General features: G+C 72.2%; 16 protein-coding genes. 8 read left to right on the forward strand and 8 right to left on the reverse strand.

The window, feature by feature from the left end; genetic code table 11:
- The first annotated feature begins 7 nt into the window (after nt 1-7).
- On the forward strand, nt 8-568 hold the full coding sequence (locus AC3RKB_RS06220; protein ID WP_491435154.1) for a DedA family protein: 561 nt from the start codon (nt 8-10) through the stop codon (nt 566-568).
- Here the strand turns inward: AC3RKB_RS06220 and AC3RKB_RS06225 are convergent.
- Entirely contained in the window at nt 556-1692 is a 1137-nt protein-coding gene (locus AC3RKB_RS06225) for a DUF998 domain-containing protein (RefSeq protein WP_491435155.1), read from the reverse strand. The genes AC3RKB_RS06220 and AC3RKB_RS06225 overlap by 13 nt on opposite strands.
- 74 nt (nt 1693-1766) lie before the next feature.
- On the opposite strand from AC3RKB_RS06225, the gene AC3RKB_RS06230 reads away from it, so the two are divergent.
- A complete protein-coding gene (locus AC3RKB_RS06230; RefSeq protein WP_491435156.1) occupies nt 1767-2837 on the forward strand; it encodes a LacI family DNA-binding transcriptional regulator in 1071 nt (356 codons plus the stop codon).
- Nucleotides 2838-2850: 13 nt separating this feature from the next.
- Here the strand turns inward: AC3RKB_RS06230 and AC3RKB_RS06235 are convergent, their stop codons facing one another.
- The gene (locus tag AC3RKB_RS06235; RefSeq protein WP_491435157.1) at nt 2851-4575 is read right to left on the reverse strand and encodes a glycoside hydrolase family 32 protein; all 1725 of its coding nucleotides are present in this window, start codon (nt 4573-4575) and stop codon (nt 2851-2853) included.
- A gap of 640 nt (nt 4576-5215) precedes the next feature.
- Between AC3RKB_RS06235 and AC3RKB_RS06240 the strand changes: the two genes are divergently transcribed.
- Nucleotides 5216-6802 carry a glycoside hydrolase family 68 protein gene (locus AC3RKB_RS06240; protein WP_491435158.1) on the forward strand — a complete coding sequence of 529 codons (1587 nt, stop codon included), beginning with the start codon at nt 5216-5218 and terminating at the stop codon, nt 6800-6802.
- Between the two features lie 64 nt (nt 6803-6866).
- Here the strand turns inward: AC3RKB_RS06240 and AC3RKB_RS06245 are convergent, their stop codons facing one another.
- From AC3RKB_RS06245 to AC3RKB_RS06260, 4 genes are all read right to left on the reverse strand, one after another.
- Nucleotides 6867-9815, reverse strand: coding sequence for a GH32 C-terminal domain-containing protein (locus AC3RKB_RS06245; protein ID WP_491435159.1), 2949 nt, complete (start codon nt 9813-9815; stop codon nt 6867-6869).
- Nucleotides 9816-10093: 278 nt separating this feature from the next.
- Nucleotides 10094-11791: an RNA polymerase sigma factor gene (locus tag AC3RKB_RS06250; RefSeq protein WP_491435160.1), complete on the reverse strand. Its 1698-nt coding sequence runs from the start codon at nt 11789-11791 to the stop codon at nt 10094-10096.
- A gap of 251 nt (nt 11792-12042) precedes the next feature.
- Nucleotides 12043-12993 carry a carbohydrate kinase family protein gene (locus tag AC3RKB_RS06255; RefSeq protein ID WP_491435161.1) on the reverse strand — a complete coding sequence of 317 codons (951 nt, stop codon included), beginning with the start codon at nt 12991-12993 and terminating at the stop codon, nt 12043-12045.
- A 4-nt stretch (nt 12994-12997) separates the two neighbouring features.
- The gene (locus AC3RKB_RS06260; protein WP_491435162.1) at nt 12998-14059 is read right to left on the reverse strand and encodes a LacI family DNA-binding transcriptional regulator; all 1062 of its coding nucleotides are present in this window, start codon (nt 14057-14059) and stop codon (nt 12998-13000) included.
- A gap of 116 nt (nt 14060-14175) precedes the next feature.
- Between AC3RKB_RS06260 and AC3RKB_RS06265 the strand changes: the two genes are divergently transcribed.
- The 5 genes from AC3RKB_RS06265 (at nt 14176) to AC3RKB_RS06285 (ending at nt 18334) form a co-directional block, all read left to right on the forward strand.
- On the forward strand, nt 14176-15279 hold the full coding sequence (locus AC3RKB_RS06265) for a substrate-binding domain-containing protein (RefSeq protein ID WP_491435163.1): 1104 nt from the start codon (nt 14176-14178) through the stop codon (nt 15277-15279).
- 128 nt (nt 15280-15407) lie between these two features.
- The gene (locus AC3RKB_RS06270; RefSeq protein ID WP_491435164.1) at nt 15408-16448 is read left to right on the forward strand and encodes an ABC transporter permease; all 1041 of its coding nucleotides are present in this window, start codon (nt 15408-15410) and stop codon (nt 16446-16448) included.
- Nucleotides 16445-17224 carry an ATP-binding cassette domain-containing protein gene (locus AC3RKB_RS06275; RefSeq protein WP_491435165.1) on the forward strand — a complete coding sequence of 260 codons (780 nt, stop codon included), beginning with the start codon at nt 16445-16447 and terminating at the stop codon, nt 17222-17224. Before AC3RKB_RS06270 ends, AC3RKB_RS06275 begins: the two co-directional genes overlap by 4 nt.
- Nucleotides 17221-17577: a putative quinol monooxygenase gene (locus AC3RKB_RS06280; protein WP_491435166.1), complete on the forward strand. Its 357-nt coding sequence runs from the start codon at nt 17221-17223 to the stop codon at nt 17575-17577. The genes AC3RKB_RS06275 and AC3RKB_RS06280 overlap by 4 nt, the downstream gene beginning before the upstream one ends.
- A 61-nt stretch (nt 17578-17638) precedes the next feature.
- Entirely contained in the window at nt 17639-18334 is a 696-nt protein-coding gene (locus AC3RKB_RS06285; protein WP_491435167.1) for a TetR/AcrR family transcriptional regulator, read from the forward strand.
- Nucleotides 18335-18406: 72 nt separating this feature from the next.
- Here the strand turns inward: AC3RKB_RS06285 and AC3RKB_RS06290 are convergent, their stop codons facing one another.
- Together AC3RKB_RS06290 and AC3RKB_RS06295 are read right to left on the reverse strand one after the other, a co-directional pair.
- Complete coding sequence (locus tag AC3RKB_RS06290) at nt 18407-21178, reverse strand: immune inhibitor A domain-containing protein (protein ID WP_491435169.1); 2772 nt, start codon at nt 21176-21178, stop codon at nt 18407-18409.
- Nucleotides 21179-21465: 287 nt separating this feature from the next.
- Nucleotides 21466-22152, reverse strand: a complete 687-nt coding sequence (locus AC3RKB_RS06295) for an HAD hydrolase-like protein (RefSeq protein WP_491435170.1) — start codon at nt 22150-22152, stop codon at nt 21466-21468.
- Between the last annotated feature and the right edge of the window lie 28 nt (nt 22153-22180).

The raw sequence follows: 22180 nt of genomic DNA on the forward strand, positions 1-22180 counted from the left end.
CGACACGGTGGAGATCTTCGAGGGCTGGCCACTTCCGGCGGCGATCGCGGTGCTGTTCGTGATTGTGCTGCTGCGCGCGGGCGGCACCTACGCGCTCGGCCGCGGCTCGCGTGCGGGCGTGAAGCGGCTCGTGGAACGTCGTGGGCGGATGGCGCCGCGCCTCGCCCGCGCGGAGGCCGTCATCGAGCGCTACGGCTCGCCGGTGGTCGCGCTGTCATTCCTCACGGTGGGCTTCCAGACCGCGGTGAACCTCGCCGCAGGCGTGCTGCGGATGCCGCTCGTGAAGTACATTCCGGCGCTCGTCGTGGGCGGCGCGATGTGGGCGACCCTGTACGGCGTGCTCGGCCTCGCCACGGTGAACGCCGTCATCCAGGCGGCCTCGCAGAACCCGGTCGCGGCCGTCCTCAGCGTGCTCGGAGTGGTGGCGCTGCTCGCCCTCCTCGAGTTCACCACGCGGCGGGCGCGGGCGTTCGCCGCGACCCAGTCGGCGGATGCCGCGCCGACGCACCTGCCCGACGAGGCCGACGCCGGCCAAGCCGGCGCGGGCCGGGCCGGTCAGACCGAGTAGCCGCCGTCCGAGACGACCTCGCCGCTGCGCGCCGCGATCGCGTCGACGAATCGGATGAACACCGAGATCCAGCCGAAGATCGTCGCGAACGCGAGCAGCTCGAACGCCGTGAGGTTGTAGTAGCCGACCGGCTCGAAGAGGATCGCGCCGCCGAGCAGCAGCACGGCCCCGCCGCCGCAGAACCAGAAGAAGCGTGCGGGCATGCCCCGGAGCGTCCACCGCGCCGTGAGCAGGAGGACCAGGAAGATCAGCGACATCCCGATCGCGCTCAGGTTGTGCAGCAGCATGCTGACGTCGAGCGGGAAGATCCCGACGCAGGCGAGCAGCGTGCCCATGGCGATGAAGGCGACCGAGACGAACCGCGGCGTCCAGGCGTGGACGAGCACGCCCTGGTGCACGAGCGTCGTCAGGTCGCGGTGCACGTACAGCGCGAAGGTCGTCACGAACGCGCCGCCGAGGATCACGGCGAGGTTGAACAGCCGGCTCGAGAAGTCGTCGGCAGTGCCGAGCTGGCTGAAGTGGTACTCCCACCACGCCGGGTCCTGGGCGGTCGCCATGCTGGCGAGCACCGCGACGGACATGAAGACCACGAGCAGCGTCGCCAGGCGATCGGTGGTGATCGCGGAGACCGACAGGTAGATCCAGTACCCGGCGAGGCCCGCGGAGACCGCGGTGGCGCCGGTCGCGGTGAGCCCATCCACCACGAGCCCCTCGAAGCTGCGCTGCAGCGTGACGAATACCACGACCGCGAGGATGCCCGAGATGACCGCGTGGACGGCGGCGACGATGGCGACGTCGAGCGAGAACTTCCAGGGCGTGAGGTGGTGGCGCCATTCCTGGCCGGGGAGGTTGCGCGAGCGCCAGTATCCCATCGCCCCGAGCACGAGCCCCGTGACGACGACGGCGATCGCGGACGCCGCACCGGCGGACCAGCCGCCCCACAGCGGCCAGACGCCGCCCACGAACGTGAACGCGACGACGAGGCCGCTCGCGGCCGCGGCGACCGCCCCGCCGACGAGCGCCTCGGTCTCGACTGCGAGGCGGCGGCGCGGGGATGTGGAGACGGCGGGGTCGGCGGGCGTGGGGGCGGAGGCGGACTGCGAGGGAGCCGTCGATGCGGGCATGGCGTCATGGTAGGAATCCGTCGCGGCGCGGATCGGGACGAAGGTCCGGCGTGCCCCGGCTAGGCTCGGTGCGCGTGGAGGAGCAGCACGCCGAACGGGATCCGATGCGCGCGCGCGGCGCGCGCCCCGGCATCCGGGCCGTCGCACGCGCTGCCGGCGTCTCGCCGACCACCGTGTCGCACGCGCTGTCCGGGTCGCGGTCGGTGCGCGCCGAGACGCGCGAACGCGTGCTGCGGGCTGCGGCGGCGCTCGGGTACACGCCCGACCGCGTCGCGCAGGGACTGCGTCGGCGGCGCACCGGGGTGATCGGCCTCGCGAGCGACCGAATCGCGACGACGCCGTTCGCGGGCCGGATCATCCAGGGCGCCCAGGAGGTCGCGCGCGAGCGCGGGCTCCTGCTGATCGTCTCCGACTCCGAGGGCGACGCCGAGCTCGAGGCGCGGCAGCTCCGAGCGCTCGTCGACCAGCGCGTCGACGGCATCCTGCTCGCCCGGATGTCGCACCGGGTCGTTCCTCGGCCCGACGGCGTCGACGACGTGCCGGTCGTGCTGGTCGACGCGGTTCCCGAGGCCGGATGGCGCGTGCCGGCGGTCGCGCCCGATGAGGCCGGCATCGCCGCGACCGCGGTCGGTCGCCTGCTCGACGCCGGCCATCGCCGGATCGCGTTCGCGAGCACGGTCGACGACGCGCCCGCTCGGCACGGGCGCGAGGCGGGCTTCCGCGCCGCGCTCGCCGGGGCGGGCGTCGACGCTGCGGCGGCGCTCGTGGTCGCGGCGTCGTCCGATGCCCGCGGCGGGCGGGAGGCCGGCCGCGCACTGCTCGACCGGCCGGCCGACGAACGCCCGACCGCCGTGTTCTGCTTCAACGACCAGATGGCCATGGGCGTCGCGCAGGCCGCGAGGGCGCTGGGCCTCGACATCCCGGGCGACCTCTCGCTCGTCGGCGTCGACGACCTCGAGATCGTCGCCGACGCGCTCGAGCCCGGGCTCACGACGGTGGCCCTGCCGCACCGGGAGCTCGGTGCGTGGGGCATGCGCACCCTGCTCGGCATCCTCGACGGCGACGCGGCCGGGGCGGATGCCGGGCGGCCGGCGTACCTCGAGTGCACGCTCGTCGAGCGCGGCTCGGTGGCGCCGCCGCGCTGAGGCGGCGGGGCGCTCAGCCGGCGCTGCGCTCGGCGAGCCGCTCGACCGGAGCGACCGCGAGCGGGGCGAGTTCGAACCCCGTGAGCCGCGTCGAGCCGCCGACCGACTCGACCGACAGCCCGTTCGCGCCGGGCCGGCCGAACGTGAGGTTCGAGAGCGCGGCCTCGCCGTCGTTCGCGAACACCTCGATCGAGGATCGGTCGACCACGACGTCGAGCGTGATGCGCCCGTCGGGCCCCGGAACGACCGGCGCGGTGCGCACCTCCCGGTAGACCTCGGGCATGGCGGATGCCGCGGCGTCGGCGCCGCGCGCGACGAAGACCGTGCCCGACGCGAAGTCGACGCCCACGGTCGCGGACGCGCCGTCGCCCTCGAGCACGCGGAGGCGCACCTCGCGCCCCGGCTCGTCGGGATCGGGCGCGACGCTCACGCGCAGGCGGTACGCGTCGGACGACGGATCGGGAAGCGGAGTGTCCGTGCCATCCGCCACCGTGACGGGCTCGAGCCGCTCGGGTTCGCCCTCGAGGTCGCGGAGTGCATCGACCGGCGTCGACCTCAGCGAGGTGCGGCCGCGGTCGTCGACGAGCCGGATCTCGCGCACGACAGAGTCGGCGCCGCCGCTCCAGTCGTCGGTCGGCAGGTCGCCGGCGTACGCCCAGTTGTTGAGCCATCCGATCGCGTAGCGCGAGGCGAGCCGGCCGGCGTGATCCCGGCCGGGGTCGTCCCAGGTCACCGCCGCGTAGAAGTCGGCGCCGCGGTCGAGCCACTGCGGCTCGTCGTCGTCGGGCGTGAACCGTTCGCCGTCGAATTCGCCGGTCCAGTAGGCGGTGCCGGTCGTCATGTCGTGCTCGGCGCCGTTGACGCCGGCGACGAGCACCCAGCGGGTGTTCGCGGGATCCCCGTCGATCGACATCTCGAAGAGGTCGGGGCACTCGAGGATCCCGAGGTCGTCACGTTCGAACGCGGAGCGGTAGTTCCACTCCTTCAGGTCGGGCGAGGTGTAGAAGCCGAGCTTGTGCCCCTCGGCGAGGATCATGGTCCACTCGCCGCGCGCCGCATCCCAGGTCACCTTCGGGTCGCGCCAGTGCAGCTCGCCCGGGTTCTCCATGACCGGATTGCCGGCGTAGGGCTCGAAGCGGTAGCCGCCGTCGGTCGAGACGAACAGCGACTGGCGCTGCACGCCGTCGTCCTGCTGGGTCACCATCGCGACGACCGCGCCCTCGCCGAACCCGGCGGTGCCCTCGGTGTCGACGACGGCGCTGCCGGTCAGGATGTCGCCCAGGCCGTTCTCGTACTTCTCGATCGCCACGCCCTCCTCGCGCCAGTGCACGAGGTCGATGGAGGTGGCGTGGTACCACTCGGTGCCGTTCCCGTCGGGGTGGTCGGCGTTGTAGAGGTAGTAGTGGTGCCAGACGCCGTCGAGCCGGAAGGGACGCTGCGGGTCGTTCATCCAGCGTTCGGCGGGGGTGAGGTGCACCGCCGGCCGGTATGCGGACCAGTCCGCGGGGCGGCTGTACTGCGCGCCGGGGTCGTCCTCCGGTGCCGGACCGGGCGCCGGGCTGTCGCCGTCGGGCGGCGCGCCGGCGACGCCGAACGCGATGAGGAGGCCGGCGACGAGCGCGACGACCGAGGCGGCGGCCGCCGCGACGATCACCCGCCCGTGGGATCGCCGACGGACGCGCGCGGGCGCACGCGCATCGGCGCCGGTCGGCGCCTCGCGCAGGGATGTGCGGTTCATGATCCTCCGGGGTGGGTCGCGCGCCGCGGCCTGCTGTCACGCCCGTGCGGGCGATCCGGCGGACCGGCGGCGCGCCTTCGCAAGCAGGGTGTGTTCGGGAGGGACGCACGCGCCACTCGAGGAATCGCGGCCCACGCTAACCATGCGCAAATCGTTTTGCAAACTTCGGCCGTGAATCCGGCGCCGTGGAAGCGCGACCATCCGCGTCATCCCGCTGATCTGGGGATTTTCCATGCGAATGCACCTGTATGGCAGGTTGCGTCGAAAACTTGACATCGTTGTCAGACTGCGCATAGGTTCCTGTGCCGGGGGAAGACGCACACGCCACGTTCTCGAGGAACGCTTCGCCGCGCGGGACTCCGGTCCCGAGCGGCGGCGACGAACGTGACGACATCCGGCCGTGCCGTGCGCACGGTCCACCACGTCGGCGACGTCGCGCCGCATCCCGCTCCCGACCGTTTCGCCGACGCGAACGGGTCGGGCACGACCCGGTCGGACGCCGGCTTCCGCGACACCTCGCGGAACGCGGCATCCGCCCACGATCGCCGCACCCCGCGGACGATCCCCACCGGTGGGCACCCGCCCGCCGCCCGCCGCCGCATCCCGCGCAGCGGCACCGCACCCTACGAAAGGCGACATCATGTCGACACTCACCCGGCGCTCCAGGCGCCCGCTCCTCGGGGCGCTCACCACGGCCGGCGTCGTGGTCGGGACGCTCTTCACCGGCGCGGCCGTGGCCGTCGCCGAGCCGGAGCTCCAGCCCGGCCCCGAGCCCACCATCCACACCCAGGAGGCGTTCGACCCGGAGTCGGACTTCACCGCGAAGTGGACCCGCGCCGACGCCCGCCAGATCAAGCGGATGTCCGACCCCGACGCGGGTTCGCGCGAGAACTCGATGCCGCAGTCGGTGACCATGCCGACGGTGCCGCAGGACTTCCCCGACATGTCGAACGGCGAGGTCTGGGTGTGGGACACCTGGCCCCTGACCGACGAGGACGGCAACCAGTACAGCGTCAACGGCCAGGAGATCATCTTCTCGCTCGTCGCCGACCGCAGCCTCGGCTTCGACGAGCGGCACCACTACGCGAAGATCGGCTACTTCTCGCGGCCGGCCGGCATCCCCGCCGACGAGCGCCCCGAGAACGGCGGCTGGACCTACGGCGGCCTCGTGTTCGACGAGGGCGTGACCGGCGAGATCTTCGAGGACCAGTCCTTCACGCACCAGACCCAGTGGTCGGGCTCCGCGCGCATCTTCAAGGGCGGCGAGATCAAGCTGTTCTTCACGGACGTGGCGTTCTACCGCAACCCTGACGGCTCCAACATCAAGCCGTACGACCCGCGCCTCGCGCTGTCGGTCGGCAAGGTGCACGCGACGCCGAACGGCGTGAAGCTGACCGGCTTCGACACGGTGATCGACCTGCTGCAGGCGGACGGCACCTACTACCAGACCGGCGAGCAGAACGAGTTCTTCAACTTCCGCGACCCGTTCACCTTCGAGGACCCCGCGCACCCGGGCGAGACCTTCATGGTCTTCGAGGGCAACTCGGCCATGCCGCGGAATGCGGCGAAGTGCACCGAGGAGGACCTCGGCTACCGCGAGGGCGACCCGTATGCCGAGACCGTCGAGGAGGTCAACGCCTCGGGCGCGACCTACCAGATCGGCAACATCGGCCTCGCCAAGGCCACGAACGAGGACCTCACCGAGTGGGAGTTCCTGCCCCCGATCCTCTCGGCCAACTGCGTCACCGACCAGACCGAGCGCCCGCAGTTCGTGATCAAGGACGGCAAGTACTACCTGTTCACGATCAGCCACCGCGGCACCTACGCGGCGGGCATCGACGGTCCCGAGGGCGTCTACGGCTTCGTCGGCGACGGCATCCGGAGCGACTTCCAGCCGCTGAACGGCGGCTCGGGCCTCGCGCTGGGCAACCCGACGAACCTGAACTTCGCCGCGGGCCAGCCGTTCGCGCCCGACTACAACCAGCACCCGGGCACGTTCCAGGCGTACTCGCACTACGTCATGCCCGGCGGGCTCGTCCAGTCCTTCATCGACACGATCGGCACGCACGACGACTTCGTCCGCGGCGGCACGCTCGGGCCGACGGTGAAGATCGACCTCGAGGGCGCGACGTCCACGGTCGACTACTCCTACGGCGACGGCGGGCTCGGCGGCTGGGCGGATGTCCCGGCGAACCTCGCGGTCAACCCGGGCGGCAAGCTCAGGTAGTCGCCCGAGCACCGTGGCGGGCGGGATGCGGCGCTCAGCGCTGCCGCATCCCGCCCGCTCCGGGTCAGCCGGCGACCGTCACCACGAGCTCACCCCCGTCGGTCACGCCGGCGGAGTTCTCGAGTTCGACGCGATAGCGGTGCTCGTCCGGCGCGGCGTCCGTGACCGCGAACTCGACCGTTCGTGCCGAGTCGGCCTCGCGGTAGGCGCGCTCGACCACGCGTCCGTCCTCGACCAGGCGCACGACCGTGGTGGGCTGCCCCCTGCCGACCTTGACCTTCACGACGTAGTCGCCGTCCGCGTCCGGTCCGCGCCGGGGGCCCGTGAGGACCGACACCTCCGCCGCGGGCGGAGCGGCGGTCGCGCCATCCGCCCCCGCCTCGCGGTACATGGCACCGTGCATCGGCGTCACGGTGAGCGATTCCAGCCATGCGTCGCCGCCCTCGGCCCACAGGCCGATCGCGTCGGCGCCGGCGTTCGGGAACACCTGGTCGGTGATCGTCGTGCGGCCGCCGTCGGCGAACACCTCCACCGAGGCTCGGTCGACGTACACCGTCAGCGAGATCCTGCCGTCGGCGAGGGCGACCGGCGCGTCGTCGGACGACGCGAACGATGGGTGGAAGGCCGTGTTCCCCGAGTCGCGGCGGTCGACGAACAGGCGGGCGGATGTCGCGTCCCACCCGATGCGCGTCGACGCCTCGTCGTCGGCCAGCACGCTGAGGCCCACCGCGTCGGCGTCGCCCGGCGCGATCACGGCGTCGATGCGCAGCACGTCGCCCGCCACGGGCAGGGTCTCGGCGCCCTCGGCGATCGGCCGCGCGCCATCCGCGTGGGCGATCGCGGGCCGCTCGAGCTCGGCGAACTCGGGCACCACGCGCTGCACGAGCCGCGGTCCGCGATCCGTGGTGACGAGCTCGACGTCGCGCGGCAGGGCCATCGCGCTGCGCCACGTGCCGGTCGGGATGTCGTTGGCGTAGTCCCAGTTGTTCATCCAGCCGAGCATCACGCGACGGCCGTCGGGCGCGCCCGAGAACGACACGGTCGCGTAGTAGTCGCGACCCCAGTCGAGCCAGTCGTAGCCCTCGATGCGCGGCGCCGCCGCGACATCCGCGAACATCACCTGGTCGACCAGGACGTGACCCCAGCCGAAGCGGTTGTTGTCGATGATCCGGATCGACGCCTGCCGGCCTTCGAACTCGCTGACGTTCCAGTTCACCCAGTCGAGGTTCTCGCTGTTGCGGCCCGTCGCGCTGCGCACGATCTCGCCGTCGACGACCAGGTTGACGGAGGTCTCGTCCGAGCGCGGCTGCGCCGGCGCGGCGCCGAGGACGAGGTGGTCGACCGTGAGGTGGCCCCACCCGCCGGTGGCGTCGTCGTGCACCTGGAAGCTCGCCTCGCGCCCGGCGAGTTCCGAGACCTCCCACGACTGCCAGTTCAGCTGGCCGGCCTCGGGGCCCGTGGCGGTGCGCACGATCTCGCCGTCGACGATGAGGCGCACCTCGAGCGTGCCGTTGAGCCGCTTGCCGCCGCCGATCAGGAACGAGAGGTGATCCTCGCCCTCGGCGATCGTGAAGGCGGGCGAGGTGAGGTCGCCGAGGTTGTCGTCGCCCTTCGGGCCGCCCTCCCAGGTGTTCAGCCGCTTCTGCCCGAGGTAGTGGTCGCCGCCCACGGTCGACGGGTTGCGCCATGGCTCGGTCGCGAAGTCGCCCGTGACCTCCCAACCGGAGTCGGCGAGGGTCGTGCCATCCGCGAGCTCGAAGCCGTCGAAGAGCAGGCGACCGGCGGGCGGTTCGTTGCCGAGCTGCGTGCCCTCGACGTGCGGGTGGTTGCCGCCGCCGACGAGGAGGTTCACGTGGTCCTGCTCCACCGTGAAGGTCGGGGACTCGAGGGTGCCGACCGGCCAGTCGCCGTCGTTGAAGCCGTTGACGAGACCCGCGCCGACGAAGCCCGAGACCGGGTTCTGGCCGGGCAGCGTGCCGGCCGCGGGTGCGAGGCCCCACGGGCCGTCCTTCCAGTTGCCGGCCTCGTTCCCGACCGTCCAATCGCCCCAGGTGCCGTCGTCGAACGAGGCGAAGACGTCGCCCGAGGGCAGGGTGTCATCGGTCACGGTGCTCTCGGACGTGAAGGTCGTGCCGTCGAACTCGCCCACGAAGTACTGGCCACCCGAGCCGCCCGCCACCGAGCCCGGGTTCAGGTTCACGACCATGACCCACTTGACGTTGTCGGGGTTGCCGTCGACCGCCATCGGGAACAGGTCGGGGCATTCCCAGATGCCGCCCGTGGCGTTGGCCGGGCCGAAGTCGCTGAGGTGCGTCCACGTCTTCAGGTCGTCGCTGCGGTAGAGCACGACCTTGTACTGCAGCGCCTCGACCGCGACCATCACCCAGTACGACTTGCCCGACTCCGGGTCGGTGTACCGGATCACCTTCGGGTCGCGGAAGTTCGCCGAGCCGCGGTCGACCACGGGGTTGCCTTCGTACTTGGTCCAGGTCTGCCCGTCGTCGGTGCTGTAGGCGAGCGACTGCGCCTGGACTCCCGCGTGGGTGGGGTGCGCGGGCGTGTACGCGCTCGTGTAGATCGCGACCATCGGCGGATCCTCGGTCGAGCCGAACCCGCTGCTGTTCGTCTCGTCGACCACGACCGAGCCCGAGAAGATGTCCTCGGTCGCCGTCCCGTGCTCGTCGAAGGTCTGCGGGATCGCGACCGGCTGCTCCTCCCAGTGCACGAGGTCGGTGCTCGTCGCGTGGCCCCAGCTCATGTTGCCCCAGCGCGTGCCGTACGGGTTGTGCTGGAAGAACAGGTGCCACGTGCCGTCGTCGTACACGAGGCCGTTGGGGTCGTTCATCCAGTTCCGTTCGGGGGTGAAGTGCAGGGCCGGACGGTACTGCTCGTCGGCCGGCGCCACGCTCGCCTCCTCTGCGGTCGCCGGATGGATCGTCCCGAATGCCAGGGCGATGGTCGCGGCGGCCGCCGCGACCAGCCTGATCGCCCTACGTCTTGATACCGTCGTCATCGTCCGGTTCGCCCTTCATCGCGCGCGTCACGTCAAGTGAGTGACATCGTTGTCAGATTCGGCGGCGATGCTACGCACTGTCCAGCGGACAAATCAAGGCCCTGGGGATGGCGCGTCCGCGGCCGTCGTCTGCCGGTGCGGTGCCGTCCGGTGAGTGCGGTGCGGTGCGCGCGGCGCGGTGCGCGAGGCGCGATGCGCGAGGCGCGATGCGCGAGGCGCGATGCGCGGTGCGCGGTGCGCGGAGCGCCGTGCGCGGTGCGCCTGGCGGTGCTCCGGCGCTACTGGGCGTTCTCCGGTTCGACGCCGGCGGTGAGCGCGAGCGAGCCGTACTGCACCGAGAGGTTCGCGGTCGATCCGCGCACGGCCAGCTCGACCGTGCCGTCGGCGTCGAGGACGCCCGAGTACAGCACGTCACCGCCGTCGGTGACGGTGTAGGCGGCACCGGGCGTGCCCGTGAGGGTCATGGTCCGCCAGCCGTTGGCGCCCGGCTTGCCGAGCTCGGTCTGGATCGGCGACCCCGGGGCCTGTCCACCGGGCGCGCTCACCAGGTTCTCCTCGCCGGGCTGACCCGGCGACACGCTCGGACCCGACGGCGTCTCGGACGGCGATGGCGCCGGCTGAGCGGGTGCGGCGGACCCGTCGATCGAGCCGCCGTCGGGCTCGGCACCGGACTGCGGCGCCTCGGTGTCGGCGGTGGGCGGCGCGTCAGCGCCCGCATCGGGACCCGCGCCCGATTCGGGCGGCACGTCGGTCGCAACCACCTCGGGCGGCTGCATGTCGGGCGCCTGCGCCGCGACATCGGCCGACCCGCCGGCCTGGGGGATCCCCGTCGTGGCCGTGGGCAGCGAGCCGTTCAGCGCGACGGACGCCAGGATCGCCGCGGCCGCAGCCGCGGCGCCCAGCGCAGAGACGACGACGGCCAGCTTCCGGCGCGGGATGACGCGGACGGCCCCCTGGCCGATGGCCGGGGCGCCATCGGCGACCGGGGCGACGGAGGCGACCGCCGCCCGGCCGGCGGGGGCTGCGGTGGTCGTGTCTGGGACGCCGCCCGGGTGCGCGGCCGACGCGGCCGCACCGACGGCGCCGATGATCGCCGCGACCGTGCCGCGATCGTCGATGGGCGGCACCGGCTCGAGCGCGGCCGCCGAGGACCCGGGCCTGGTGGCCTCGAGGAACGCCGTGCCGGCGGCCCCGCCCAGGACGAGGATCGGAAGGGTCGTCGTCAGCCGCCGCGCGAGCGCCGTCGCATCGCCCACGGCGGCGCGACAGCTCGCGCAGGTCTCGAGGTGCGCGCGGACCTTGGGGCGGAGGCGCTCGGTCGCGCGGTCGGCCTGCGTGCGTCGCGCGAGGATGCGCGCGCATTCGGAGTCCTCGGGCACGGTCGCCGCCACGGCATCGGCCCAGGCCGCATCGAGGCCGCTCCGGGCCTCGACCAGCAGCCCCTCCGCACGCGGCAGCGAGAGCCCGAGCTCGGCGGCGATCTCGGCGGCGGTCCGTCCGTCGACCTCGGCGAGCCACAGGGCCTCCTGCGCGGACGCCGGCAGGCTCGAGAAGGCGACCGCCACGGCGGCGCCGGCGCGCATGCCGTCGGGCAGGGCCTCCGCGTACCACTCGTCGGGTGCGAGCACGGACGGGTCGCCCTCGACGGGCCCGGCCGAACGTCCGTCGGCCGTGGCCGCCGCCTCGCGGACCGCGGCCAGCACGTATGGACGCGCGGCGCCGGTCGGTCCGCCGCCGGCGCGGATGCCCTGAGCGATCAGCGCGGCCGCCGCGGCGACGACCTGCTCGACATCGGCTCGGCCGGGCGTCGCCGAGGCGGCCGTCGCAGCTGCAGCCTCGTGGCGGCGCCACAGGCGCGTGAATGCGAACGCGTCGCCGGCACGTGCCGAGCTGACCAGCTCGGCGTCGGTGGGGGCCTCGACGACGGGAAGCAGGAGCGGGGTCGTTGCGGGATGACTGCCGGGGGCGTCCTGCACATCCACTCCTTCCGTCCGCCGGGGTGGCGGTGGCGCGAAGCCGCGCTCGTACGTCAGGCGACGCGCGATGGGGTTGCACGCCGTCGGTCTGGGGCTCGCCTCAAGCGCAGCGGGTGCGTCGACCGGCGCCTCCAGGGGGCGGGGGCGTCACGCCGGCCAAGCGGCGCACCGCGCCGATGTCGCCATCAGCGGTTGGGGCCGAGTCTACGACCATCCACCTGTTGCGCCGCAAGACCCCCGAATGAGCGTTCTCAACTGCCGAGCTGCGCCGGGACGACGCCGGTGCGCAGCAGCGCGCCCTCGTGACGCACGGTTGCGGCGGCGATCGTCATGGCCTCCCGGAGCGCGCCCGCCCACTCCTCGGCGGTGGCGGGAACGCCCTCGGCGGCGATGTGGTGCACGATCGCCGAGAGCGTCGCGTCGCCCGCGCCCATGGTGTCGATCACGGGTCCGGGCAGGTCGACGATGCCGACCTCGACCTCGAGGTCGCCGTGGTGCACCGAGGCGCCGCGGCGCCCGGCGGTCGCGAGCACGGCGGGCCGGCCGGCGGCCGGAGCGGCGCCGGGTTCGCGGGTGCCGCCGCCGAGTCGCCGGACGAACTCCTCGAGCGGCGCCTCGATCAGCAGGTCGGCGTCCTCGTCGCCGACCTTGACGAGGAGCGATCGCGCGGCGACCCGCTCGAAGTTCGCGAGGAAGCGGTCGCGATCGTGCATCATGCCCGACCGCGGGTTGCCGTCGACGACCAGCCGGCGCTCGGGGTCGCGGGTCGCCTCGAGCAGGAGGGCGACCTGTTCGTCGTCGTCGAACGGGTAGCAGCTGACGACGACGAGATCTGCCTCGTCGAGCGCGGCGCGGGTCGCGTCGTCGAACGTCAGCCGACGCCGTTGCGCCGCCTCGTTGAACTCGTACCGCGGTTCGCCGTCGGTGCGGATGGAGACCGCACGCGACGTGCCGTGCTCGGACGGGCTCGCGACCAGGCGAACGCCGAAGTCGTCGAGGTAGGCACGGATGTGCGCGGCCGGCTCGTCGTCGCCGAGCATCGCCACGAGCGTGGCCTGCTCGCCGAGGAGTGCGAGCCCGACCGCGACGTTCAGCGCGGCGCCCCCGACGAACTCCCGCGAGCCCGAGGCGTCGCGGAGCTCGTCGATGAGGGCGTCGCCGACGACGGCGATGCGGGCGGGGGAGGCGGTGGGCTGCGACATCGACTCAACCTTCCTGTCTGGGCTCGATCTCGCCCGAGCCGCGTTCGATGAGGCGCGTCGGCACGATCGTGCGCGCGGGAGGCGCATCGTCGCCGTCGAGCCGGGCGAACACGCGCTCGGCGGCGATCCGGCCGATCTGCTGGGGGTCCTGCGCGACGACCGTGACGCCGGGCTCGAGCAGGTCGGCGAGCGGCACGTCGTCGAATCCGACGAGGGCGGTGTCGCGGTGGCGGCCGAGCTCGCGGAGGGCCCGGATCACGCCGATCGTGACGAGGTTCTGGCTCGAGAAGATCGCCGTCGGCGGCTCGTCGCGGTCGAACAGCTCGAGGGTCGCGCGGCGCGCGGAGGCCTCGTCGTGCAGCCCGTCGACGACGGGGATGTCGCGCGTCGCGACGCCGGCCCGGCCGAGCTCCTCGAGGAACCCGCGTCGTCGATCCTGGGCGGTGCGGATCGTGGATCGGTCGCCGAGGTGGGCGAGTCGGCGATGACCGCGCTCGAGCAGGTGGCGGGTCGCGAGCGCGGCGCCCTCGCGGTTGTCGCTGACAACGGTGTCGGACGTGACCCCCGCGGGCTCGCGGTCGACGAAGACGACCGGGGTGCCTCTCCGCAGTTCGGGCGAGAGGTAGGCCTGGCTCTCGGACACGGTGGTCAGGATGAGGCCGTCGACACGGCGGCGCAGGAACGCCTGCACGGCCTCCTGCTCGCGGTCGGGGTCGTCGTCGAGGCTCGAGGCGAAGACCGCGACGCCGCGGCGGAGCGCCACGTCCTCGACGGCGCGGTGCACCGCTCCGGAGAACGGGTTGTCGACGCTGCCGACCAGCAGGCCCAGCGTGCGGGTGCGGCCGTCGGCCCGCCGGAGGTTGCCGGCCGAGAGGTCGGGCTGGTAGTCGAGGCTGCGCGCGGCGGCGAGCACCTTCGCGGTCGTCGCGGGCGACACGTTGGGCTCGCCGTTGATGACGCGGGACACGGTCTTGACGCCGACGCCCGCGAGAGCCGCCACGTGCCGCATGGTCGGCCTGGAGCGGGCGGCCTCGGGTGCCGCGGCGCCGTTTGACAACGGTGTCACGATTCGGTCTCCAATGAGCGGGTTGGTCTTGACTATACACATCGGCATGAACTAGACCTAGCGTGACATCGTTGTCAGGAAGGCAACGAGGCCCCCACACCAGAGGAGATTCACCGATGAATCACGGAAGCCACAGCGCGTTCCGCCGCCAGCTCATCGCCGCCGGCGCGCTCACCGCAGCTGCCGCCCTCGCCCTCACCGGATGCGCCTCCGGCGGATCCGCGGATGCGGCGGGCGACGAGGAGACGATCAGCGTCTCGCTCATCACCAAGACCGACACCAATCCGTTCTTCGTCGCCATGCAGGAGGGCGCCGAGGCCGCAGCCGAGGACCTGGGCGTCGAGATCACGCTCGCCGCCGGCTCGGAGGACGGCGACGAGGACACCCAGATCCAGGCGATCGAGAACGCCATCTCGCGCGGCGACGCGGGCATCCTCATCACGCCCAACGGCCCCGCCGTCGAGGACGCGCTCGTCAAGGCCCGCGACGCGGGTCTCTACGTCATCGCGCTCGACACGCCCCCGTCCGACCCCGAGTCGGTCGACATCACGTTCGCGACCGACAACTTCCTCGCCGGCCAGGAGATCGGGAAGTGGACCGCCGCCAAGCTCGACGGCGAGAAGGCCACCATCGCCCTGATCGACCTCTTCGACGACAAGGTCGTCTCGGTCGACGTCGCGCGCAACCAGGGCTTCCTCGACGGCATGGGCATCGACCTCGCGGACGAGACGAAGAACGGCGACGAGGCGGCGACCGGCGAGTACGCCGGCGGCGCCGGCGGCGAGTACGAGATCGTCGGCAACGAGGCATCCCAGGGCGCCGAGGACGGCGGCCGCACCGCCGCCGAGACGCTGCTCTCGCAGAACCCCGACATCAACGTCGTCTACACGATCAACGAGCCCGCGGCCTACGGCGCCTACGAGGCGTTCAAGGCCGCGGGTGCGACCGAGGGTCTCATCGTGGTCTCGGTCGACGGCGGCTGCGCCGGCGTCGACGCCGTGAAGGAGGGCATCATCGGGGCGACGAGCCAGCAGTACCCGCTCAAGATGGCCGAGCTCGGCGTGCAGGCGATCCACGACCTCGTCACGACCGGCGAGACGCCCGAGGTCAGCGACGGCCTCGACTTCTACAACACGGGCGTCGCGCTCGTGTCCGACGAGCCGCAGGACGGCGTCGAGTCGATCGACACCGCCGAGGCGAGCGAGATCTGCTGGGGCTGACCCGGTGACCGCGTGAGCGGCGCGGGCCGGCACGGATCGCTCGTGCCCGCCCCCTCGCACCGGCGCCGGTCCGCGCCGCCCACGCCCACCCCGACCTCCGCAGCCGACCTCTTCCGAACGGAGCCCACGTGACTCAGCACACCACCGAGCCGCCGACCTCGGCGCTCGACCTGGCCGAGGAGTTCCTCGACCGCACCACCCCGCTCAGCCGCATCCGCAACACCCTGCACCGGTACCCCGCGATCAGTCCCGCGATCGTGCTCGTGGTCGCCGTGATCGTGTTCGGCCTGCTGAACGACCGATTCCTGAACCCCGCGAACCTGTCGCTGATCACGCAGCAGGTCGCGGTCGTCGGCACCCTCGCCGTGGCGCAGACGCTCATCATCCTCACCGCCGGCATCGACCTGTCGGTCGGCGCCGTGATGGTGCTCAGCTCGATGGTCATCGCCCAGTCGACCGTGCAGGCGGGGCTGCCCGCCATCCTGGGCCTGGCCGCGGGCCTCGTGGTCGGGCTCGGCGCCGGCGCGCTCAACGGCGCGCTCGTCACGCGCCTGAAGCTGCCGCCCTTCATCGTGACGCTCGGCACGCTCAACATCTTCCTGGCCCTCACCCTGCTCTATTCCGGCGGCGCGACGGTGCGCGGCGGCGAGATGCCCGAGCTGCTGACCTGGACGGGCGCGACCTTCCCCGTGCTCGGCGTGAACTTCACGGTCGGGGTCGTCATGATGCTCCTGCTCTACGTGGCGATCGCGTTCATCCTGCAGAAGACCGCGTGGGGCCGCCACGTGTACGCCGTCGGCGACGACCGCGAGTCCGCACGCCTCGCGGGCATCCGCGTGAGCCGCGTGCTCATGAGCGTCTACCTCGCCGCCGGCGCGATCATCGCGCTCGGAGCCTGGATCCAGATCGGCCGTTCGAACGCCGCCTCGCCGAACGCGGGCACCGACCTCAACCTCGACTCGATCACGGCCGTCGTCATCGGCGGCACGAGCCTCTTCGGCGGGCGCGGAACTGTCTGGGGCACGCTCCTCGGCGCCCTCATCGTGGGCGTGTTCCGCAACGGCCTCGCGCTCGCGGGGCTCGACGTGCTCTGGCAGACCTTCGCCGTCGGCGTGCTCATCGTCGCCGCCGTGTCGGTCGACCAGTGGATCAGGAAGGTACGCGCATGACCGCGAACGACACGGCGACCCGCACGCCCATCCTCACGGCCAAGCGCCTCGTGAAGACCTTCGGTCGCGTCGTCGGCCTCGACGGGGTGAGCCTCGAGCTCTACCCGGGCGAGGTGCTCGCCGTGATCGGCGACAACGGCGCGGGCAAGTCGACGCTCATCAAGTGCCTGACCGGTGCCGAGATCCCCGACGAGGGCGAGATCACGCTCGACGGGAGGTCCGTGCACTTCAAGCGTCCGCAGGACGCGCGCGCGGCCGGGATCGAGACGGTGTACCAGGGGCTCGCGGTCTCGCCGGCGCTGGATGTCGCGGCGAACCTGTTCCTCGGTCGCGAGCTGCGGCGCAAGGGCGTGCTCGGGACCGTGTTCCGCGTGGTCGACCAGAAGGGCATGCGGCAGCGCGCGAAGGACGAGCTGGCCTCGCTCGGCATCTCGACGCTGCAGGATGTCACGGTCGCCGTCGAGAACCTCTCGGGCGGGCAGCGCCAGGCGGTCGCGGTCGCGCGGGCGGCGGCCTTCGGCTCCAAGGTCGTCGTGCTCGACGAGCCGACCGCGGCGCTCGGCGTGCGCGAGTCCAACCAGGTGCTCGAGCTCGTGAAGAGCCTCCGCGACCGCGGCATCCCCGTCATCCTGATCTCGCACAACATGCCGCACGTGTTCGAGGTCGCCGACCGCATCCACGTGCAGCGGCTCGGCAAGCGCGCCGCGACGATCACGCCGCAGACGCACTCGATGACCGACGCGGTGGCGATCATGACGGGGGCGAGCCGCGGATGAGCTGGATGGACGCGCCGGGACCCGTCGAGCTCGTGGCCGAGTTCACCGCGCTCCCCGGCAGCGAGGCCGAGGTCGAGGAGCTGCTCGCCGAGCTCACCGCGGCGGTGCGGGCCGAGCCCGGATGCCTCGTCTTCGACTCGTACGTCGAGACGCAGCCGCCGGTCGTGGCCGAGCTCGCGACCGGCGAGGCGTCGGAGGGTCGGCGGTTCGTCGTCGTCGAGTCGTATCGCGACGCCGCGGCGTTCGCGGAGCACCTGGCGCAGCCGCACGGTGCGCGGTTCAACGCCGCGCTCGGCCCGCTCATCGCCGAATCCGGCGGGTCGGTGCTGCGCTTCCTCCGGCCGGTGGCGTAGCCCGCCGCGGGGCGGCCCGGGACACTGTACGGTGTGTCGAGTCGCCCCGACGGAAGGCCACATGAGACCCGGACCCAGACGCAGCCTCAGCCACCCCGAGATCCTCGACGCTGCGTTCGAGCTGCTCGAGACCAAGGGCTTCGACGCCGTCTCGGTGCGGGGCGTCGCCGGCGCCCTCGGCCTCACGCCCACGGCGATGTACACGTACTACCCGAACAAGCAGGCCCTGCTGGCGGGCATGGTCGAGCAGGTGCTCGGCCGGCTGGTCATCGGGTCCGAGTCGACGGATGCCTCCGGCGCCGGCGCCGCGACCCCGGCGCCCGCCGCGCGCGCCCGAGTGCTCGCGGTGGCCCGGGGCCTGCGCGAACTCCTCGTCGAGCGGGCCGGGGCCGTCGGACTGCTGCTCGCGACGCCGCTCGACGGCCCGAACGCGACCCGCATCGACGAGGAGCTGCTCTCCGCGTTCACCTCGGCAGGGCTCGACCTCGCGTCCGCGGGACGCGCGGCGCACGCCGTCCGCGTCCACGTCCTCGGCGCGGTCGCGTTCGATGCCGCAGCGAACGGGCGCGCCGTCGACGACGAGCCGGAGGCCGAAGCTCCGGCCGCGACATCCGACACCCTCTGGGACGACCTCGAGTCGTTCCCGCTCGCCGACCTCAGCCGCGAGCTCGCCGACGACCCCGCTGCGCGCTTCGCGTGGGGCGTCGAGCGCCTGCTCGACGGGCTGCTGGCGGAGGCGCCCTCACCCGTACGCTGAGCGCTCCCGCCGCATGCGACGAGGCGCCGGCCCCCGAGGGGACCGGCGCCTCGCCGTGTCAGGCGATCCGGATCAGCCCGCGCTCGGCGGGGTGACCTCGATCAGCGCGGCCGTGTTGCCGCTGAGGGCGCTCTTCACGGTGATGACCGTGCCGAAGCCCACGCCGTCATCGACCGGGTCGCCCGAGCCGAACGTGCCGAGCACGGGGTGGACGTACCCGTAGTACTCCGTCGCCGGCGTGCCGTCGAGGTGGTACAGCGGGACCGAGTACGTGGCGTTGCCGACCGACGGCACGACCACCGAGGCGTCGCGGTCGCGGTAGGCCAGGCCACCCGTCGCCGGGTTCAGGGCGAATCCGGGCACCCAGCCCTGGTCGTCGGTGAAGGTGCTCACCGCGGGCAGGGCCGGGATCTCGGTGCAGTACTCCTTCGACGGGTCGGCGACGATGAAGCACTCCGTGAACGGGATCGTCGGCGTGAGGCCGAACGCCGCGTTCGACGACTGCGCACGCGAGGGCATCGCGTTCATCAGCGTCGGGTCGGCGACGGCCGCCTCACCGGTGCGCTGCAGCGGGTCGAAGTGGCTGTCCACGATGAGCAGGCCGCCCTTCGCCCCGTAGCTCGGCAGTGCCGCCTCGTTCGAGATGATCTGGTTCGAGTTGCCGTACGTCGTGTCGCGGTACCAGACCAGGGCACCGGGCGCGTTGTAGGCGACCTTCTCGACCTTCCAGGCGCCGTCGCTGTAGATCGAGTTGTAGCCGTACTTCAGGCCCTCGTCGAAGCCGTCGAAGTTGCGCCACTCGACCAGGTAGTACTGGGCCTTGACCGAGGTGCCGGTGTCGATGCGCCAGCCGGGGCCGGTCGAATCGACGAAGGACGAGACCTCGGGGGTCCAGCCGTTGGCGCCGTTCTCGACGTCGTCGCTCCAGACGGTGGTGCCGCCGCTCGTCAGCGCGAAGTCGTCGCTGAACCAGCCGCGGTCCTGGTAGGCCGCGTCGGTGGCCAGGCGCAGGCGGACCTGCACGGTCTGGCCCGCGTACGCCGAGAGGTCGACGTACTGGTGCACCCAGCCGTGCGAGTCGCCCGTGAGGCCGTACTTCTTCCCGCCGTAGTCGGCCATGCGGTTGTTCGGGTCGCCGTAGCCGTCATCGGTCGAGGCCAGCGTGCCGTCCTCGGCGTAGACCTTCAGCTCGCTCCAGTCGGAGCCGTTCGTCGAGACCTCGACGAAGCCGTAGTCCCAGTCGGCCTCGATGACGTAGTCGTTCCACATCCAGAACTTCGCGTCGGCCGGGACGTCCTCGATGGTGCGCGAGAGGCGCAGGTCGGCCCAGTCCTGGTCGGCGCCGGTGTACCACATCTCCTCGCCGCTGTGCGGCTCGGTGAGCGTGATCACCTTGTCGGGCAGGTTGACCTTGATGCCGTCCTCGGTGCCCTTCTTGGGTCGCGAGGTCTGGCCCACCTTGATGGTGCGGGTGTCGTCGCCCGGGTTCACGATCTCGGGGTCGGCCCAGCCGAGGACCCACTTGTCCCAGAGGCCCATGTGGGTCGGCATCGACTGGAAGATCGGGCCCGAGTGCGAGCCCGACGACATGAGGTCCCAGAAGTCGACGTCGGAGCTGCCGGCGCCCGAGACGTCGTACAGGTCGGGCAGGCCGAGGTCGTGGCCGTACTCGTGCGCGAACACGCCGACGCCCGAGTCCTCGGGCTGCACGATGTAGTTCGACAGCTTGAGGTCGGTGCCGGGGATGTCGGCGCCGCCGGGAACCGCCGAGGAGTGCGCCCAGAGGGCGTACGTGCCCTCGGCGCCGCCGCCGCCCGACTTGTCCTCGCCGGCGTGGACGAGCACGACGTGGTCGATCACGCCGTCGGGCTCCAGGAAGTTCCCGTCGCCGTCGCGGTCGCCCTGGTCCTCGATGTCGTAGTCGGCCCAGGGGAAGTCGGGCTGCGCCTTCGCGAGCGCCGCGACCGCGTCGATGGGCAGCTGGTTCGCCCCGATCGTGTTGTCGGGGTGGCCCTGCATGCCCTGGTAGGCGCCGGCTTCCCACTCGCCCTCGTCGTTCTGGAAGCAGCGCGTTGCGCCGTACCAGCCCTCGGAGTGGGGGAGCGTGACCCACTGCGTGGCCTCACCGGTGACGGTGTACGCGCCGCGCGACATCTCCTCGTACATCGACTTCATGGTGTAGCCCGAGATGTCGATGCCGGGCTTGCCGTCGGGGCCCGTGAGGTCGGTCCGGACGCGCTCGGTGATGCCCTCGTCGGTGAAGAGCATCGTGTCGAAGTGCTCGGGCGAGAAGTCCTCGACCCACATCGAGTTGTTGTCCTCGAGGGCGTAGTCGGCGGGGTTCGGGATGTTGTTGTGCAGCGGGCCGTTGACGACCTCGCCCGGCTTGCAGGTCGAGGCGCCCCAGTACTCCGGCACGTAGGTCCCGGTGAAGTCGTCGTTCGCCCGGTCGTTGAACTCGACGAGGATCGTGAGGAGCTTCGCCTCCTGCGTGCCCTTCGACTGCTTCAATGCCCTCGGGCTCTTGCCCGTCTCGATCGACTGGGCCTCGAGCTTGGCGAGGCCGCGAGCCGCGACCGGGTTGCCCTGCGCGTACTTCTTGTCGATCGCGGTCGACAGCTCGGCGACGGACCCGCTGACGGTGACCGTCTTCGCGGCGCTGTCGATGTCGAGCGTCTCCTCGGCCTCGAATGCCGCCTCGGCGTGCGGCGCCGCGTAGTTCATGTAGTGCTCCGAGGCGTCGATCGACACCTCGCCCCCCGCCGGTGCCGCCGTCGCCATGCCGGTCGCGCCAGTGGCGGCGAATCCGGATGCGACGAGGGCGAGCGCGGGAAGTACCGCCACGGCGCGCCTGCGCGCGCGTGGAGTGGTTCCTGCCATGGTTCTCCCTCCGAGTGCCCGCGACGGTGGCCGCGGACACGAACGTCGTCCGCCGGTGGGCGGACGTAGGGGGAATCCTGCCCCCCGAACGGGGACGGAGGGAAGCCTCCGGAAGGGAACAGCGCGGAATCGTTGCTATCGAGACATCCTCATCACCGAATGGCTCGCGCAGGGGAACGTGCGACGCGCACCTGAGTATGTCGCAGCTTCTGCGATGCCTGGCGTGATGGCCGGATGCCGCGCCGGCGCGTTCAGCCGAGGAGCAGGCCGCGCAGCTGGTCGGCCGAGTGCACGACGGCGAACGCCTCGCCGGCCTCCTCGGGCGAGCCGTAGCCCCACTCGACGAGGATCGTGGGCAGGCCGTGCGCGGCCGCGCCGAGGATGTCGTAGCCGCGGTCGCCGACCATGACCGCGTTGGCGGCGTCGACGCCCTGCTCGCGGAGCCGGCGCAACGCCTCGGCCACCACGTCGGCCTTCGTGCTGCGCGATTCGTCGTCGCTCGCGCCGGTGATGGTCGCGAAGTGGTCCTGGAGGCCGTGGTGGGCCAGCACCTCGCGCGCCATCGACTCGGGCTTGCTCGTCGCGAGGGCGACCGGGATGCCCGCCGCGTTCAGGCGTTGGAGCACGCCCTCGACGCCGGGGAACACGGGGGAGCGCAGCAGGTGCTCGTCGTAGTGGTCGCGGTAGACGTTCAGGGCCTCCCACGCGTCGACGTCGGTGAACCCCGCGGTCATCCGCAGGCTGTCGAGCAGGGGCGGGCCGACGTACGACTGGAGGGTCTCGCGGTCGGGGACCGGCACGCCCATCTCGGTGAACATGTGCGCCAGCGAGTCCATGATCTCGCTCGCCGAGTCGACGATCGTGCCGTCGAGGTCGAAGAGCACCGCAGACCAGGTGCGCGTCGGCGCGATGGTGGCGATGGGCGAGGTGGAGGTCACCGGGCCATCCTAGAGCGCCGTGATCCGA

The sequence above is a fragment of the Agromyces capsici genome (assembly GCF_058349965.1).

Coding starts and splice junctions, on each gene's coding strand:
- AC3RKB_RS06225 (WP_491435155.1), bottom strand. CDS start 1,692: ATGCCCGCATCGACGGCTCCCTCGCAGTCCGCCTCCGCCCCCACGCCC.
- AC3RKB_RS06235 (WP_491435157.1), bottom strand. CDS start 4,575: ATGAACCGCACATCCCTGCGCGAGGCGCCGACCGGCGCCGATGCGCGT.
- AC3RKB_RS06240 (WP_491435158.1), top strand. CDS start 5,216: ATGTCGACACTCACCCGGCGCTCCAGGCGCCCGCTCCTCGGGGCGCTC.
- AC3RKB_RS06245 (WP_491435159.1), bottom strand. CDS start 9,815: ATGACGACGGTATCAAGACGTAGGGCGATCAGGCTGGTCGCGGCGGCC.
- AC3RKB_RS06255 (WP_491435161.1), bottom strand. CDS start 12,993: ATGTCGCAGCCCACCGCCTCCCCCGCCCGCATCGCCGTCGTCGGCGAC.
- AC3RKB_RS06265 (WP_491435163.1), top strand. CDS start 14,176: ATGAATCACGGAAGCCACAGCGCGTTCCGCCGCCAGCTCATCGCCGCC.
- AC3RKB_RS06275 (WP_491435165.1), top strand. CDS start 16,445: ATGACCGCGAACGACACGGCGACCCGCACGCCCATCCTCACGGCCAAG.
- AC3RKB_RS06280 (WP_491435166.1), top strand. CDS start 17,221: ATGAGCTGGATGGACGCGCCGGGACCCGTCGAGCTCGTGGCCGAGTTC.
- AC3RKB_RS06285 (WP_491435167.1), top strand. CDS start 17,639: ATGAGACCCGGACCCAGACGCAGCCTCAGCCACCCCGAGATCCTCGAC.